Below are 15,350 nucleotides of genomic sequence, written 5' to 3'. Positions count from 1 at the left end.
TAGGAGCGAGGCTTGCCCGCGAAGGCGCCAGACCTGCTATCTCAAAGCCAAAAGCTCACCGCATACCAGCCCAACACCCCCATCACCACGGTGTAAGGCAACGCCATCCACACCATCCGCCCGTACGACAGGCGAATCAGCGGGGCAATCGCCGAGGTCAGCAGGAACAGGAACGCCGCCTGACCATTGGGCGTCGCCACGCTCGGCAGGTTGGTGCCGGTATTGATCGCAATCGCCAGGGTTTCAAACTGTTCGCGGCTCATGTGGCCGGCGAGGAACGCCTGTTTCACTTCGGTGATGTAAATGGTCGCCACGAACACATTGTCGCTAATGGCCGATAGCAAGCCATTGGCAATAAACAACATGCCCGGCTGTTGACTTGTCGGTAGCGCCAGCACCCACTGGATCAGCGGTGTGAACAGTTGCTGATCTTGAATCACTGCCACCACTGCGAAAAACACCACCAGCAGCGCCGTGAACGGCATGGCGTCCTTGAAGGCGTTGCCAATCCGATGCTCATCGGTAATGCCCGTGAATGCGGTGATCAGCACGATCACCATCAAACCGATCAAGCCGACTTCGGCGACGTGAAACGCGAGGCCGGCAATCAGAATCAGCGCTGCCGCGCCCTGAACCATCAACGCAGCGCGCTGACGTGCAGTGCGTGCGGCGTTGTCTTCGGCGGCGTAGTTGGCCAGCACTGTACGCACGTTGTCCGGCAGCAGTGTGCCATAGCCGAACCAGCGCAGTTTTTCCAGCAGTACGCAAGTCACCAGACCCGCTGCCAATACCGGCAACGACACCGGTGCGACCTTCAAAAAGAATTCGGCGAAGTGCCAACCCATTTCATGGCCGATCAGTAGGTTCTGCGGCTCGCCAACCAGTGTGCACACGCCACCCAATGCCGTGCCGACCGCGCCGTGCATCAGCAAGCTACGCAGGAAAGCGCGGAACTGTTCGAGGTCGGCGTGATGGAGCGTGGGCAAGTGCCGGTCATCGCTGAACTCACTGTCCTGACGCGGATCGTTGCCCGAGGCGACGCGGTGATACACCGAATAAAACCCCACGGCCGCGCTGATGATCACCGCGGTCACGGTCAACGCATCGAGAAACGCCGACAGAAACGCCGACAGGAAACAGAACATCAACGCTAGCAGCGCCTTGGAGCGAACCCCCAGCAGCAGGCGCGAGAACAGAAACAGCAGCAGGTCTTTCATGAAATAGATGCCCGCCACCATGAACATCAGCAGCAGGATCACCGGGAAGTTATGCACCAACTCGTCGTAGAGTGCCTGGGGCGTGGTCATTTTCAGCAGCAGCGCTTCGACCAGCAGCAACCCACCGGGCATCAGCGGGTAACATTTCAGCGCCATGGCCAGGGTGAAAATGAACTCAAGCACCAACAGCCAGCCGGCCGCCACCGGACCGACCGTCCATAGCACCAGGGCGTTGAGGATCAGGAAACCGACAATGCTTGCCTTGTACCAGCGGGGTGAGTGCCCGAGAAAATTGTGCGCGAAGGCCTGGGCCATTGAGCCGGACATCGGCTACTCCTTGTATTAAGAAGCGCGCAACTTGCCGTAAGAGGAAGGGAAGATCAAGTGCAGGAAAATGACGTTGGCCTAACACCGAAAACGCGCGACGACCGCGCGGCAGTTTCCGTCCAGTGAATAGCCGCCGATGACAATGCAGCCATTGGCCTGAATGGCCAGTGAAGTCGCGGTATGCGAACCGCGACTCAGGTGTGTGCGACACCAGCCGATGCCCTTGGCAAAACTGCGATCCAGCTGCCCACTGGGTAAATATCGGGCAAAAATGAAATCGGCTTCGACCCCGCCGACCGTCGCTCCGACTGTCAGTACACATCCGTCCGGCTGAACCCCGGCGGCGGTCCAGTGGCAGCCGCTGCGGTCGACGCCCAATAGCTTTGGCTGGCCACCGTTGCAATGAATATCGGGCCGGCCATTGCTGTGGACTTTCAGAGACAGGCAGAGCATCGGGTCGCGACTGCTGCCAAAACAATGCAAGTCACCACTTTCATGCTGGACGATCTGGCAGACCTGAGCGCTGTGCTCCCGTGCCTTGAAGCTCATGAAACCATCCACGGCGAAGCTGTCGTCCAGTCGGCCATCCGGGTGATAACGCGCCAGCAGACCTTCCTCGGGAAAATTGATTGATCCGCTCACCAGGATCCGGCCATCGCGCTGCACCATCAGGCTGCTGAGCCGGGTGTTCATCAACAAGTGCCGAACCATGACGAAACCGCGGCCGTTGAAGCTGCTGTCCAGAGAGCCGTCGGTGTTGAGCCGTATCAGCATGCCGACGTGATCGGCCGGTTCGAAGTAATGATTGGCCAGCAGCAGGATTCGACCGTCGTCCTGCACACAGACATCACAGGCTTCGGCGCTTGGCACGCCGGGCGGTAACCAGGCGTCGCGAGCGCCCCGGGAAAGATCTCCCGGCAGGCGCACCACGCAACGTCCATTGTCACCGAAACCCTGAACCAGGCAGCCCTGCTGATCAAACATCGCCAGGGCGGGCAGTGTACGGTGTGCATTTTCGTAGTGCAGGCCGGCCACCAGAATGTGCCCGTCGGCCAATACCCGCACCTTGCCAGCCATGGCCTCGAAGCCGTGTGCGAACTGCCCGCTGATACTGCCTTGTTTGCCGAATGCCAGGTCCGCCGAACCATCTGCAAGCAGGCGGGCCAGGCCAAAGCGCTGGCCGCCCGGCGTACCGACCTTTGCCGCCACCAACAACCGGCCGACGTGATCAATCGCAACGTCATTGGCCATGCTGGAGAGACTGCTGGCGAAATACACTTGAGTCTTGCCGGTGCCAGCGAAACTCGTATCGAGCCGTTCGGCGCCATTCACGGTTGCAGGTAAGGCAAAAGCAGGCTGAGGTGACATGCATGCATCTCCTTGCCAGTCGTCCTTATCCGGGTGCCCGGACGGTGACTGCATGAGCAAATCATTCAATCCCTGAATGACTCGGCGCACAACTGTCTTCATGAGCCGGTGGAGGGGCGTTTTGTGCCAGAACAATGTCTTTTCGAACCATTGCCAAGCCTGCCAAGTAATCGGGCAGGTTAGAAGTTGAAACAGGTGAGTGGTGTCACGCAGTTGACCGTAAAAAATCGTCAACTAAGAGGAAGTGGGGGGCGCGGATTACCGAGCGGTAATCCGCGAAAACAATTAGTTAGTGCGGCATGGACCACGATTGCAGCTTGTAACCTTCCTGGCTCAACTCAGCACGGGCTTCTTCCAGCACATGTTCAAGTTGCGCCGGATCGGAGTAGGCGCTGCTTGGAATCTGTTTGCGGCTGATGCGCGTGTTGGTGCGATCAATGATGGCCAGGCTTAGTTCGCTACCGTCTTGTAGAGCCCAGGCCACGCATTGAAAGGGCTGGAAGGCGCGGTCGGCAATCAAAAGTGCTTCGTTGATACGGAGCGGGGCGTTCATGGGATCTTCTCGCTGTATGCCCAATCAAGTGATGTGCCGTCGGTTGGGCTTACCGTTCGGCTGGTTACTTGTACTGATGTCCGCAACCGGGGGTTAGGTCACACAGAATCAAAAGAATTTTCAACTTTCTTTGTTGGATTCGGTATTCAGGTCGTTTCTGAAAGCTGAATGAAAGGTTCAACTCGTTAGGCAACTAATCAAGTGTCTTCTTATAACTAATAAGCAAACTGCCCTATAAGCAATCGATACAAGCCTGCGTCAAAATCTTGCTAGTGTTACAACGAAGCCCGCCAAATGACTGTTTTTAATAATATTTCATAAAATTTGGCGTCAAGGAACAGTCATGATCGAAGCGCCTGCCTTACGACGTCTTTTAGTAGTGGATCCTTGCGACGACTGTCACCGTTTGTTGCCGGGTTTACGCGCCGTGGGTTGGGATGTTGACAGCTGTACCCTGGAAAACGCCAACGAACGAACCTGCGATGTCGGCTTGTTGCGTTTGCAGCCCTTTCATCTGGAGCGCCCGGAAGCCGTCAAGGAATTGATCACCCGTAGCGGTACCGAGTGGATTGCGGTGCTTAATCAAGAAGTCCTGCGATTGCAAAATGTCGGGGACTTCGTCTGCGAATGGTTTTTTGACTTCCATACCCTGCCGTTCGATGTCTCACGGGTTCAAGTCACCCTGGGTCGCGCGTTCGGCATGGCGCGCCTGCGCGGCCAGGGCACGGTTCATATCGATCAGCCTGAACATGAACTGCTCGGCGACAGCAAACCGATTCGCGAACTGCGCAAACTGCTGAGCAAACTGGCACCCACCGAATCTCCGGTGCTGATTCGCGGCGAAAGCGGCACCGGCAAGGAGTTGGTCGCCCGCACCCTGCATCGACAATCCCAGCGTCACAGCAAACCGTTCGTGGCGATCAACTGCGGCGCGATTCCCGAACACTTGATCCAGTCCGAACTGTTTGGCCATGAGAAGGGCGCCTTTACCGGCGCTCATCAGCGCAAGGTCGGGCGGATCGAGGCGGCCAACGGCGGAACGTTGTTTCTCGATGAAATCGGTGATCTCCCCCTGGAACTGCAAGCCAATCTGCTGCGTTTCCTGCAGGAAAAACACATTGAGCGTGTAGGGGGGCACCAGCCTATTGCGGTGGATGTGCGGGTATTGGCGGCGACGCACGTCGACCTTGAAGCGGCCATTGAGAAAAAACTCTTTCGCGAAGATCTGTATTACCGCTTGAACGTCCTGCAAGTCATTACCGTGCCGCTGCGTGAGCGCCATGGCGATCTCTCGATGCTGGCCAACCACTTTTCCCATTTCTACAGCCAGGAAACCGGCCGTCGCCCTCGCAGCTTCAGCGAGGACGCGCTGATCGCCATGGGCAAACACGATTGGCCGGGCAATGTCCGCGAGTTAGCCAACCGGGTACGGCGCGGGCTGGTTCTGGCCGAAGGGCGGCAGATCGAGGCTCGAGACCTGGGGTTGATCAGTCAACACGCCACCGCTTCGCCGATGGGCACCCTTGAAGACTACAAGACCCGCGCCGAGCGTCAGGCGTTGTGTGATGTGTTGAACCGGCACAGCGATAACCTGAGTGTCGCCGCCAGAGTTCTGGGGGTGTCGCGGCCGACTTTTTACCGATTGCTGCATAAGCACCAAATCCGCTAGGGCGGGTGAAACGAAAAGGCCCGCTGCGACTTCCATCGCAGCGGGCCTTTTCCATTGGGGTGAAACGGTTAGAAGTAGTACGGGAATTTCAGGCTGAAGGAAAAGTCTGGCGAGTCGTCGGTCAGGCCGATGGCCAGGTTGGGAACGACCGTCAGGTTATCGGTTGCTGCCAGGGTCATGCCGATGTTGAAGTTGGCCGAGTTGTAATCGCTGTTGGAAATCGATTGCCAATCGCCACCGTCCGGCTTGATCTTGCTCTTGCGGGCGAACTGATCGGTGAACGAAAACGACATACTCATTTTCTCGTTCAAGGCGAAGGCAATACCGGCGCCGATCTGCCAGGAATCGCCCAGTTTCACATCCCCTGGCACCTTGGAGTTGACCTGAGGGCTGATGTCGCTGAAAGAGTCTTCCATGTTGTAGGTATAGGCCAGGCTGCCGAACAGCACGGCCGGGTCGAAGCTCTTGACCAGCGAGATACCCGGCGTGATCGACCAGACACCATTGCCGGTCGGCAAGTCCTCGGGTACCGAGAGGTTATCGTTGTTCGGGTCATTGACCAGCTTGATGCCGTAAGGGTCCTTACCGGTCGGCGCCTTGACGCGCAGTGTAACGACCGCGTCGGGCAGATTGGCCGACTCATCCAGAAACTTGTAGGCAACGCCAACGTTCACATCGCCGATGGTCGGGTCGCGGGTCACGGTAGCGTCCGACGTCACCGGGCCTGCGCCGCCGGCACCACCGGAGGAATACGTTGATTCGCGATACACCACGGGGACGTTGATGTCGAACTGCCAACGTTGGGCCACGTTGTAGCGGGCGGTCAGGTCCAGTGTCCAGTTATCCGCCTTGATACGGTCGAGGTTGATGTTACCGAGAAAAATCGCGTCCAGTGCCAGGAAACCGTTGAGTACCAATGCACGGGTATCGTAGTGCGTGTAGGTCAGGCCGGTTTCGACGCTGAACTTGCCGCCACCGAAGAAGCCGCTGGCTTCGTCATACAGGTTGGAAACGCTTTGTGCAGGCTCCGAATCATCCTTGAGCGACTGGCCGTATGAACTGCCTGTGGTTCCCGGCGCACCGGCGGCCACCGTCTGGCCACTCCTGGGCGTTTCCGCGGGGGATTTGGTCAGGCGTTTGGGAGCGGGTGTCGCTGGTGTTTCTTCGACTTGGCGAACGCGTTGTTCGAGTACCATCAGCGCGTTCTGTTGTGCTTCGTACCGCTGTTTCAACTCCATGAGTTCTTGTTTTAGTGCTTCAACCTGGGGGTCCGTTGCTGCGTATAGCAGTGTGACCGGGGCCAGGCTACTCAAACAAACGATTGCTCTAAACGTCAACGATCGGTGCATGGGTTAGCCGTCCCTTCTGACTACATCGGGTGACACTGAGCGTAGATCAGAATCCGAGAGTGCGAAGACCTCTTAGCTGGTCCAGATTGCCGTTCAGCGACCCGGCTGTTGCGTTGTCACGCAGCACGACATTGAAGGATGTGAGGTTGTTGACCTGGTTGCCACCGCCGAGCAACGTCGTGTTTTGCATCAGCCCACCCTGGGCCAGGCGGTGTACGGTACTGCCCTGGTTGTTGTTGGCGACGATGTTGAATTGCACACCCGTACCGGTCGAGGAAACGCTCAGCGAGCCCGCGCCATTGGCGCCGACCAACGTCGAGCCCGCGGCCAATGCCTGGCCCTGCTGTTGCGTTGCTGGCGCTTGGCTAGCCTTGGTGACGTTGATATCAACGTTGTTGTAGGCAGTGTTATGGTCGCCGGCAGCACGCACGACTTGAGTGACGCCTTCGGTGCTGTTGAGGCCGCTACCGCCAGTGACGGTACCGGTGCCTTGCGAATGCGCTGAGCCATTACCTTTTTCATTGATAATCGACACATAGAACTGTGGCTTGATGGTCGATTGTTGAATTTGCATCGAGGACGTTGCCCCGATCACTTCACCGTTGGCATTTTGCCAAGTGCTGGTCATGACGATGCCGAAACTGATAATCCGTCCCGGCATGACATAGCGCCCTCGCAGGGTCGCCAATTCCTGATCCTTCAGTTCAATGGGTTTGAACGTCTGTGCCTGGATCGGCAGGCTGGCGGCCAGGCAAACCATGGCTAGCCAGAGTGGAGTCTTCATTGGATGCTCCCGGAGCGTCGTGCTCCTTGTCATTAGAAGAAGTCGCTTTGGATGAATCCGAAATCCATCAACTCTGCGTCTCGCACCGGGGTGAAGGCATTGATGCGGTTCTTGGCGGTCAGTGGCAAGGGTGGGTCGAGCAACGCATTGGTTTTGTCGTAGCCCTGACCGATCACGGCAAAGATGATGCCGTTCCAGCCTTTTACAAAGTCGTCGACTTTGTAGCGTTTATGACCGAGTACCGGATCTCCGATATAGACCCAGCCCTCATGGACTCTTTGCATGACCACAAAATGTTTGTAGCCACGGATATCCAGGAGTACCACAACCGGAATTCTGATGTCGCTCAACGTTTGCGGCGCTACCCGGTAACCACGGGCCCGCATGCCGATACTTTCCACGTAACGCTTCATGTCGAGCATGGAGAAGCCCTGGACGCGGACAAGATCTTGATCGGAGTGGGCCAGCATGCCTTCGATGATCTGTTCTTCATTCACGTCCAGCCAATAGGCCTGGCGCAATATGGTTGCCAGCGCAGCTGCGCCGCAACTGAAGTCGGTTTTCTGTTGCACCAGGTCGGCAAATTTACGCTCGCGCATGCTCTGGATCGGCTTATACACCACCGCACCGCCCGGCAGGACGGAAAGCGGCATTTGTGCAGCCTCGCTCACACTGGCCACGTAAAGCAAAAATGCCAAGGCGATAATGCGCATGGTGGGACGCCTTCTGGTTGTGTTGAAACAGGCCCCCGTAAGGGGGCCTCCAGAGACAGCAATTAGAACGAGTTGTTGGAAATGGCCAACGAGTTGCTTTGTTGGTTGCCCACACCCGCAGCCACGTTGACGCCCAGGTTGCCACTGCCACCATTCACCGAACCGTTCAGGGTTGCGGTGTTGGTTACAGGGTTGGCCCAGCCAGTTGGAGTCAGCACTTGATAGGAATAGGTGTTGCTCAAATCAAAAGAACTGCTTTCACTGAAAGTTTTTGATTTGTCGTACGAAGATTCGGACTCTTTACTGCCCGATTTTTCGAACGAGGAGGCGGACGATCTATCCCACGATTTATCGAACGATCTTTCGAACGAGGAATCGCTCGATCTTTCGCGCGATGCGTCGAAATTTGCATCGATCGATGCGTCAAGCGATGCGTCGACAGTCCTGGTGCGGGTGCGATCGCCATTGCCATTGTTCCAGGTAACCGTTCTGGTAGCGTTCGCAGCAGCGTCCACATCAACGTTCAAAGAAGCACTGCGAGTAGAGCTGCTATCCGAGCTCCTGGAACCGCTCACATCAACACTCCTGGAACCACTCGCCTCAGAGCTCCTGGAACCACTCACGTCAAAGCTCGAAGAAGCGCTTTTATCAACGCTCACATCAGATGACTTGTCGCGAGAGGAGCTACCGCTGGCCGTTCTGGTAAATGTCATCGTATCCAGACGGTAAGTCCGATCGGCGTTGTTATTCACGACCAGGCCAGGACCTTGTTGATCGGCAGAGGCGGTGGCAGTTGCGTTACCGAGCGGGGCATTGGTGTTGGCAATGGCCATGGTGTTTTTCTGTTGGTTGAGGTCGCCGCCAGCAATGTTGATACCCATATTGCCGCTGCCGCCATTCCCCGATCCGTTCATCACGGCAGAGGCTGTACTACCGAAGTTGTTGACCCTGTTGTTGTTGCTGTATTGCGTGACGTCGGCGGTGGCTGTCGCAGTGCCGAACACGAAGCTGTTGTCCTGACTGGAGTTTGAGGCAGCATTGGCGATGGCGGACGCGTTGTCTTGCTGGTTGCCACTACCGGCCGCCACGTTGACGCCGACGTTGCCGCTGGCGCCTGTGGCAGAGCTGTTCATTTCAGCTTCGTTGATCGTCCCCTCGTTACGGATGCGGTTGCCGGTACTGCTCTGGTTATCCCACGCTTCGGCCGTCGCATAGACAGGGATCTTTGTTGGAGGAGGGGGTTTATGACCGTGGTGGTGGTCATTGTCACGCTGCCCAGCTTGTACAGCAACAGCCATGACCGCAGCAATTGCGAAAACCAGAGGCTTGAGTGCCATCGAAGGTTTCATGGTGATTCTCCGTACTTATTTTAGGTTAAGTGTTGTGTCTACCTGTTTGGGTCAATCCGAGACCCGTACGCTCAGGGTGTTGGCCGTTCGGTTTCCCACCCCGGCGCTCTGATTCAACTGGATCACCCCACGGCTACCGGTGAAGGCCTGATCGCTGGTAGCGACCTGGCGATTGCCTGGTGCAGAGTCAGTTGGATCGGAGTTGTTGATCAGCGCCACGTTCTGCTGCATGAGGACGCTGTCGTCGATACTTTGCGGCTGTGTACTGACGCTTATCCGCAGGGCATTGGCTTGCTGGTTGCTCGCGCCCGCGCTCTGGTTGACGCCCAGTACACCGTTGCCGTGGCTGAAGGAGTCGCCTTGAATGCTGGATCGGGCATCGATCCTGGGGTCGACCTGCGTACGCAGCCGTTGGCGAATCTGTGTGGTAGCGCTGGCGTTGTTGCCAATGGCGATGGCGCGGGCGTTGGCCTGTTGCTGCTGATCGCCTGCCGCCTGGTTGACCGAGAGGATGCCCTGGTGCTGCATGCCCGAACCGTCGATGTCGGCGTTATTGATGACGGGCGATTGGGCAAAGGTCGATGCACTGCAAAACATGGCGATCAGCAGCAGCGTACGATTCATCTCAACGGTCTCCCGTTACAACTCTCAGAGCACCCAGGCCTTGCTGGACATTTGAATTGACCATGTTGGCAATACCGTTGCCCGAGTTTCCCGAACGTCCAGCGGGGAGGTTGGAAAGCTGGGTCTGGTTGGTGAGATTGCCGCCCAGGTTGTTGGTGTTTTGAGTGACCAGGCGGGAGATGCCTGCACCACTGGCGACGCTGGCAAAGTCGCCGTCGCTCAACTCGTCCGTTTGTCTGAGGACTTGTTTGGACGGGTTGGCATTGGCGGTCGTGGGGCTAGGGTCGGGCATCACCGGCGCACGCGTTGCCATGCGCGGCTGGACATCTCGTTTGATAATGATGAGGCCGTTATCAGCCTGTACGGGCAGGCAGACACTTGAACCCAGTGCGCATCCGATCAGCAGGAGGCTATAGATGCTTCTATCAAATTTCCCCACGGCGGCAATTCCTTCTTTGTTGTGGCTGGTCCTGGTCAGCGTTGTGAAGGAGTGAGCGAAAGCTGTGCCGGTTTTCGATAATTGTTTTGATTCAGAGGGTTATCGATCAACGCTAGTGGATCGATTAAAGGGTGTTTCAGGTCTGAGACATCCGCCGGGACGGCAATGTTGATAAGAGATCGCAATAGCACTGGATCCAAGCTTTATGCGGGATGTATCAGCGCTCTAACACATCGCATGACAAGAAGATGACCAGCGTTGAAACAGGCTGTTCGAGAGGGAGGGGGTGTTTCAGAAACGGACGTATTTGCAAAAATACTGCAACAAATGCTGGAGGAGAGTGCCAGTAAGTCAAGCGCAATCCCTGTGGGAGCGAGCCTGCTCGCGATAGCGGTCTGACCGTCAACATGGATGTTGAATGTGATGGCCCAATCGCGAGCAGGCTCGCTCCCACAGGTCCCGCCTTGGATGGGGTGTTGGCCCAAATAGGGAAGGTCAGCGCTCGAGCAGCTGCGTAACGGCTTGCAATGCCTGAAGCCGGCGTTCGGCCCAATTGCCCTGAAGCACTTGAACAAGCTGTCGATGCTGCTCCAGCCATGCCTGAGTCGCGTTGAAAAAAGCCCGGCGTTCATCCAGCCCGGGCTGACAGCGCTGACCGTCATCGGTCCAATCGACTTGTTCGGGCGACAGCAGCAAGTGCAAGTCATAGTGCCGAGCCAGCAGCGCCTGCTCGATCCAGGCAGGGCAATCGCCAAACAGGGTCTGGCTCCAGAGCATGTTGCTCAGCAAGTGTGTGTCGAGAATCAGCAATGGCGGCTCAAGGGCGCGGGCGTCATCTTCCCATTGCAGCTGACCGCGAGCGATTTCGGGGATATCGGCCAGGCACGTGTCCCGCGCCTCCCGCTCAATGAACCAGCGCACGTATTCGCCCACCAGAGCACCGCCGAATTGCTGTTGCAGTTCGGCGGCGAGCCAGCTCTTGCCGCTGGATTCAGGCCCCGTGAGCACCAGTACTTTCATGTGCGCAACGCCGGGTCGGCGCGCCATGTCCGCCAGCCGTGCACCGCCAGCAGTGCGAATACCCCATAGAGGCCGGCGGTCAGGTACAGCGCTTTATAGATGAACAGGCCAACAAAGATGATGTCCAGTGCGATCCACAGCGGCCAGCATTGCAAACGTTTTTGCGCCATCCATAACTGCGCCACCAGGCTGAAACCGGTCAAAGCCGCATCGAGCCAGGGTTGGGCGGCATCGGTCCAATTAGCCATTGCGGCCCCCAGCAGCAAACTGCCGAGCGTGCCGACGGCCAAGCCGAGCGCGGTGGATTTGCCATCGAGCAGGCTGACCTGCCGCCCACCATGAGTCACTCCCGAGCGAGTCCACTGCCACCAGCCGTAGAGCTGCAACGCAGCGTAGATCACTTGCAGCAGCATGTCCGAATACAGCTTCACCTCGAAAAAGATCCAGCTATACAACAGCACCATGACCAGACCGATCGGCCAGCACCAAGGGTTCTGTTTGACCGTCAACCAGACGGCAATCACGCCGAGGGCGGCAGCAAACAGTTCAAGCCCGGACATGGAGGTTCCTTGATGTCGTAAAAATGAGGAGGCGAATTGTACCCGGATTGTGGGGAATGGGGGCTTGCCCCCTGTAGGAGCGAGGCTTGCCCGCGAAGAACGCACCGCGGTTTCAGATACTGCGCGTCATCGTTTTTCGCGGGCAAGCCTCGCTCCTACAGGGGGGCAATGCCGGGTTCAGGGAGGGATTACACCCGAAACTGCTTCAGCAACCCGTTCAACTGCTCGCTCAATTCCTTGAGATGAACGCTGGCCACGCTCGACTGTTCGGCCGCCAGTGCCGTGCTATGGGACAACCCGGCTGCCTGGGTGACGTTCTGATTGATGTCTTCCACCACGTGGGCCTGCTGCAAGGTCGCACTGGCAATCGAGGCGTTCAACCCGTTGAGGTTGCGCAAGGCCTGGCCGATGGCATTCAGGCTGGCACCGGCCAGGCCGGCCTGCTCGATGGTCAGTTGTGAGGCACGGCTGCTGTCGCCAATCACCTTGACCGCCGCTTCGGAATGGCTTTGCAGGCGTTCGATCATCGACTGGATTTCCGCCGTCGACTTTTGAGTGCGCTGGGCCAACAGGCGCACTTCATCGGCGACCACCGCAAACCCACGACCTTGCTCGCCGGCCCGAGCGGCTTCGATCGCAGCGTTGAGGGCCAGCAGGTTGGTTTGCTCGGCGATGGAGCGGATCACTTCCAGAACGCTGCCGATTTGCGTGCTTTCGGCGGCCAGCGTACGAATCACTTCAACGGCTTGATCGATGGTCGCAGACAGTTTGTCGATCTGCTGCAAGCTGCCATCGATATTGACCTGCCCCTGCTGTGCCTGAGACTCGGCATTGCGCATTTCACTGGCCGCGTGTTCGGCGTTTTTGGCCACATCCTGCACACCATAGGTCACTTCGTTGATCGCGGTCGCCACCAGCTCCATTTGCTGCGATTGTTGCTGGCTGCGTTGCTGGGCTTGCGCGGCATCGTTGCCCAGTTCATTGGAAGACTGGCCCAGCGCACCGGCGGACACCTGCAACTGACTGATCACCAGGCGCAGTTTCGCGGTGAAGGCGTTGAAGTGCCGGGCCAGTTGCGTGACTTCGTCCTGGCCGTGGGTATCGAGGCTGCGGGTCAGGTCGCTTTCACCGCTGGCAATGTTGGCCATGGCGTTCACGGTTTCCTGGAGCGGGCGCACGATGCTGCGGGCAATCATGATCACCAGCAACGCCATGATCAGGGCAATCACCAGGCCCACGAACGACGCTTTCCAGACCTGTGCATAAAACTCGGCCTGCATGTCATCGATGTACACGCCCGAACCTATCACCCAACCCCAAGGCTCGAACAGTTTCACGTAGGAGGTTTTTTCCACCGGTGCGCTGGCGCCCGGTTTCGGCCAGCGGTAATCGACCATGCCGGCACCCTTGGCCTTGGCAATGGCGACCATCTCGTTGAACAGCGCGAAACCGTCGGGGTCGCGAATCGTTGAAAGGTTCTGGCTTTCAAGTTTCGGATTGGTCGGGTGCATGACCATGACGGGCGTCAGATCATTGATCCAGAAATAGTCATTCTGGTCGTAGCGCAAACCGCGCACGGCGGTCAGTGCCTGCTTTTGCGCGGCGTCGCGGGTGAGGGTGCCGGCAGTTTCCAGGCCGTGATAGTAGGTGAGGATGCCACTGGCGGTCTGCACCACGTGCTGGGTCTTTTGGGCCTTGGCCTGATAAAGGTCGTCGTGAATCTGCTTGAGCATCAACACGCCCAACGTCAATAGCATCACCACGGCCACGATCAAGATGAGCCACAAGCGTCGGCTGATCGACACACTGCGCAAGCTGTTCATAACGCGGTTACTCCGGTTTCTTGTTCTTGTAATAAACGATCGCCAGCATCCAATCACACGTTGCCGATCGGGCCTATCCGACTCAGGTCCTATTACGCGGCAGCGTAAACGAGGCTTGTCTGATAGGATTTCGGCCCCGCACGGAAAAACCTGAGCCCAAGTCTTTTTTTACGCAGTTTCTACGGTTTTGCGTGGAGCTTGTGCGCGTGTGGATTCAGCTAAGGTTGAACGCAGTTAACGCTTATACATTATTAACGGAGCATGCCTGGGGGCATTGTTTCTTGGGGGATTGATGGATCTTTGGACGGCCTTTCAGGCATTGATTTTAGGCGTTGTAGAAGGGTTGACGGAGTTCTTGCCCATTTCCAGTACCGGGCACCAGATCATTGTGGCGGACTTGCTCAACTTTGGGGGCGAGCGGGCCATGGCTTTTAATATCATCATTCAGCTCGGCGCGATCCTCGCGGTGGTCTGGCAGTTTCGCCGCAAGATCTTCGACGTGGTCATCGGTTTGCCGACGCAGCCCAGCGCTCGACGCTTTACCGCGAACCTGTTGATTGCCTTCCTGCCGGCCGTGGTATTGGGGGTGATTTTTGCCGACTTGATTCACGAGTACCTGTTCAACCCGATTACCGTGGCTACCGCATTGGTCGTGGGCGGGGTCGTGATGTTGTGGGCCGAACGTCGTCAGCATGAAGTGCATGCTGAAAGCGTCGATGACATTACCTGGAAAGACGCTCTCAAAGTCGGCTTCGCCCAGTGCCTGGCGATGATCCCCGGGACTTCGCGTTCCGGCTCGACGATCATTGGCGGCTTGCTGTTCGGGTTGTCGCGCAAAACGGCCACCGAATTCTCGTTCTTCCTCGCCATGCCGACCATGGTCGGGGCTGCGGTGTACTCGGGTTACAAATACCGCGACCTGTTTGTGCCGGCTGATTTTCCGGTATTCGCCATTGGCTTCATCACTGCCTTTGTCTGCGCGATGATTGCTGTCCGGGGTCTGCTGATCTTCATTGCCAGTCACAGCTACGCGACATTCGCCTGGTATCGCATTGCGTTCGGTCTGCTAATCCTGGCCACCTGGCAATTCGGCTGGGTCGACTGGACAGCGGTCAAGCCATGAACGATTCCAGTGCGCGCAACAATAACCCCGGGCGCAAGTCCGGGGGCGCCATGCAGAACCTGCGGCTGAAACTGCTGGTGTTCGTTGTGCTGTGCGCAGTGCCATTGTTTGGCTCGCTGTCGCTGTGGCTGCACGGGGTGTCGGTGATTCCCCTGGCGGCCTACGGCATGGTCAGCGTGCTGGCGTTTTTCCTGTACTGGGGTGACAAACACAAGGCCCGCGCCGATAGCTGGCGCACGCCGGAGAATGTCTTGCACGCGGTGGAGCTGGCGGGCGGTTGGCCGGGCGCCTTGCTGGCCCAGCAAGCGTTTCGGCACAAGACCCGCAAAGTCTCGTTTCAGTTGGTGTTCTGGCTCATCGTGCTGATGCATCAGGTGTTCTGGATCGATCAGCTGTTTCTGGGCGCTAACCTGTTTGCGTTGTTTTAGAGCG

At 57.6% G+C, this 15,350-nt stretch carries 15 protein-coding genes; 3 read left to right on the top strand and 12 right to left on the bottom strand.

The window, feature by feature from the left end:
• Positions 1-41: 41 nt before the first annotated feature.
• The 3 genes from nhaB to PMI18_RS22330 all read right to left on the bottom strand — a co-directional run bounded on the left by nhaB (position 42) and on the right by PMI18_RS22330 (position 3,465).
• Positions 42-1,544 carry a sodium/proton antiporter NhaB gene (gene nhaB / locus PMI18_RS22320; protein WP_007897361.1) on the bottom strand — a complete coding sequence of 501 codons (1,503 nt, stop codon included), beginning with the start codon at positions 1,542-1,544 and terminating at the stop codon, positions 42-44.
• A 78-nt stretch (positions 1,545-1,622) separates the two neighbouring features.
• Complete coding sequence (locus PMI18_RS22325; RefSeq protein WP_007897360.1) at positions 1,623-2,912, bottom strand: hypothetical protein; 1,290 nt, start codon at positions 2,910-2,912, stop codon at positions 1,623-1,625.
• 289 nt (positions 2,913-3,201) lie between these two features.
• Entirely contained in the window at positions 3,202-3,465 is a 264-nt protein-coding gene (locus PMI18_RS22330; RefSeq protein ID WP_007897359.1) for a hypothetical protein, read from the bottom strand.
• Positions 3,466-3,808: 343 nt separating this feature from the next.
• On the opposite strand from PMI18_RS22330, the gene PMI18_RS22335 reads away from it, so the two are divergent.
• Positions 3,809-5,134, top strand: a complete 1,326-nt coding sequence (locus PMI18_RS22335) for a sigma-54 dependent transcriptional regulator (protein WP_007897358.1) — start codon at positions 3,809-3,811, stop codon at positions 5,132-5,134.
• A gap of 68 nt (positions 5,135-5,202) precedes the next feature.
• Here the strand turns inward: PMI18_RS22335 and PMI18_RS22340 are convergent, their stop codons facing one another.
• From PMI18_RS22340 to PMI18_RS22380, 9 genes are all read right to left on the bottom strand, one after another.
• Positions 5,203-6,483: a hypothetical protein gene (locus tag PMI18_RS22340; protein ID WP_007897356.1), complete on the bottom strand. Its 1,281-nt coding sequence runs from the start codon at positions 6,481-6,483 to the stop codon at positions 5,203-5,205.
• 46 nt (positions 6,484-6,529) lie between these two features.
• A complete protein-coding gene (locus PMI18_RS22345; protein ID WP_007897354.1) occupies positions 6,530-7,267 on the bottom strand; it encodes a hypothetical protein in 738 nt (245 codons plus the stop codon).
• 32 nt (positions 7,268-7,299) lie between these two features.
• A complete protein-coding gene (locus PMI18_RS22350; RefSeq protein ID WP_007897353.1) occupies positions 7,300-7,980 on the bottom strand; it encodes a C39 family peptidase in 681 nt (226 codons plus the stop codon).
• Between the two features lie 62 nt (positions 7,981-8,042).
• Complete coding sequence (locus tag PMI18_RS22355) at positions 8,043-9,329, bottom strand: hypothetical protein (RefSeq protein WP_007897352.1); 1,287 nt, start codon at positions 9,327-9,329, stop codon at positions 8,043-8,045.
• A 51-nt stretch (positions 9,330-9,380) separates the two neighbouring features.
• Positions 9,381-9,953, bottom strand: a complete 573-nt coding sequence (locus PMI18_RS22360; protein ID WP_007897350.1) for a hypothetical protein — start codon at positions 9,951-9,953, stop codon at positions 9,381-9,383.
• A 1-nt stretch (position 9,954) separates the two neighbouring features.
• Positions 9,955-10,392, bottom strand: a complete 438-nt coding sequence (locus tag PMI18_RS22365; protein WP_007897349.1) for a hypothetical protein — start codon at positions 10,390-10,392, stop codon at positions 9,955-9,957.
• A gap of 495 nt (positions 10,393-10,887) precedes the next feature.
• Positions 10,888-11,412 (bottom strand): AAA family ATPase, encoded by a 525-nt coding sequence (locus tag PMI18_RS22370; protein WP_007897347.1) that lies wholly within the window; start codon positions 11,410-11,412, stop codon positions 10,888-10,890.
• The gene (pnuC, locus tag PMI18_RS22375; protein ID WP_007897345.1) at positions 11,409-11,972 is read right to left on the bottom strand and encodes a nicotinamide riboside transporter PnuC; all 564 of its coding nucleotides are present in this window, start codon (positions 11,970-11,972) and stop codon (positions 11,409-11,411) included. The genes PMI18_RS22370 and pnuC overlap by 4 nt, the downstream gene beginning before the upstream one ends.
• Positions 11,973-12,160: 188 nt before the next feature.
• Complete coding sequence (locus PMI18_RS22380) at positions 12,161-13,795, bottom strand: methyl-accepting chemotaxis protein (protein WP_007897344.1); 1,635 nt, start codon at positions 13,793-13,795, stop codon at positions 12,161-12,163.
• A gap of 292 nt (positions 13,796-14,087) precedes the next feature.
• On the opposite strand from PMI18_RS22380, the gene PMI18_RS22385 reads away from it, so the two are divergent.
• Together PMI18_RS22385 and PMI18_RS22390 are read left to right on the top strand one after the other, a co-directional pair.
• Positions 14,088-14,918, top strand: a complete 831-nt coding sequence (locus PMI18_RS22385; protein ID WP_007897343.1) for an undecaprenyl-diphosphate phosphatase — start codon at positions 14,088-14,090, stop codon at positions 14,916-14,918.
• Entirely contained in the window at positions 14,915-15,346 is a 432-nt protein-coding gene (locus PMI18_RS22390; protein ID WP_007897340.1) for a DUF1294 domain-containing protein, read from the top strand. The genes PMI18_RS22385 and PMI18_RS22390 overlap by 4 nt, the downstream gene beginning before the upstream one ends.
• The last annotated feature ends 4 nt before the right edge of the window (positions 15,347-15,350 follow it).

The organism is Pseudomonas sp. GM102, assembly GCF_000282555.1.
Lineage (GTDB): Bacteria > Pseudomonadota > Gammaproteobacteria > Pseudomonadales > Pseudomonadaceae > Aquipseudomonas.
The sequence above is the reverse complement of the archived record's forward strand: the minus strand, read 5'-3'. Positions and strand labels throughout refer to the sequence as shown.

Excerpts from the sequence above, each read along its gene's own strand:
- PMI18_RS22325 (WP_007897360.1), bottom strand. The coding sequence starts at position 2,912 with ATGTCACCTCAGCCTGCTTTTGCCTTACCTGCAACCGTGAATGGCGCC.
- nhaB (WP_007897361.1), bottom strand. The coding sequence starts at position 1,544 with ATGTCCGGCTCAATGGCCCAGGCCTTCGCGCACAATTTTCTCGGGCAC.
- PMI18_RS22390 (WP_007897340.1), top strand. The coding sequence starts at position 14,915 with ATGAACGATTCCAGTGCGCGCAACAATAACCCCGGGCGCAAGTCCGGG.
- PMI18_RS22355 (WP_007897352.1), bottom strand. The coding sequence starts at position 9,329 with ATGAAACCTTCGATGGCACTCAAGCCTCTGGTTTTCGCAATTGCTGCG.
- PMI18_RS22360 (WP_007897350.1), bottom strand. The coding sequence starts at position 9,953 with ATGAATCGTACGCTGCTGCTGATCGCCATGTTTTGCAGTGCATCGACC.
- PMI18_RS22345 (WP_007897354.1), bottom strand. The coding sequence starts at position 7,267 with ATGAAGACTCCACTCTGGCTAGCCATGGTTTGCCTGGCCGCCAGCCTG.
- PMI18_RS22350 (WP_007897353.1), bottom strand. The coding sequence starts at position 7,980 with ATGCGCATTATCGCCTTGGCATTTTTGCTTTACGTGGCCAGTGTGAGC.
- pnuC (WP_007897345.1), bottom strand. The coding sequence starts at position 11,972 with ATGTCCGGGCTTGAACTGTTTGCTGCCGCCCTCGGCGTGATTGCCGTC.
- PMI18_RS22335 (WP_007897358.1), top strand. The coding sequence starts at position 3,809 with ATGATCGAAGCGCCTGCCTTACGACGTCTTTTAGTAGTGGATCCTTGC.
- PMI18_RS22370 (WP_007897347.1), bottom strand. The coding sequence starts at position 11,412 with ATGAAAGTACTGGTGCTCACGGGGCCTGAATCCAGCGGCAAGAGCTGG.
- PMI18_RS22340 (WP_007897356.1), bottom strand. The coding sequence starts at position 6,483 with ATGCACCGATCGTTGACGTTTAGAGCAATCGTTTGTTTGAGTAGCCTG.
- PMI18_RS22385 (WP_007897343.1), top strand. The coding sequence starts at position 14,088 with ATGGATCTTTGGACGGCCTTTCAGGCATTGATTTTAGGCGTTGTAGAA.
- PMI18_RS22380 (WP_007897344.1), bottom strand. The coding sequence starts at position 13,795 with ATGAACAGCTTGCGCAGTGTGTCGATCAGCCGACGCTTGTGGCTCATC.
- PMI18_RS22330 (WP_007897359.1), bottom strand. The coding sequence starts at position 3,465 with ATGAACGCCCCGCTCCGTATCAACGAAGCACTTTTGATTGCCGACCGC.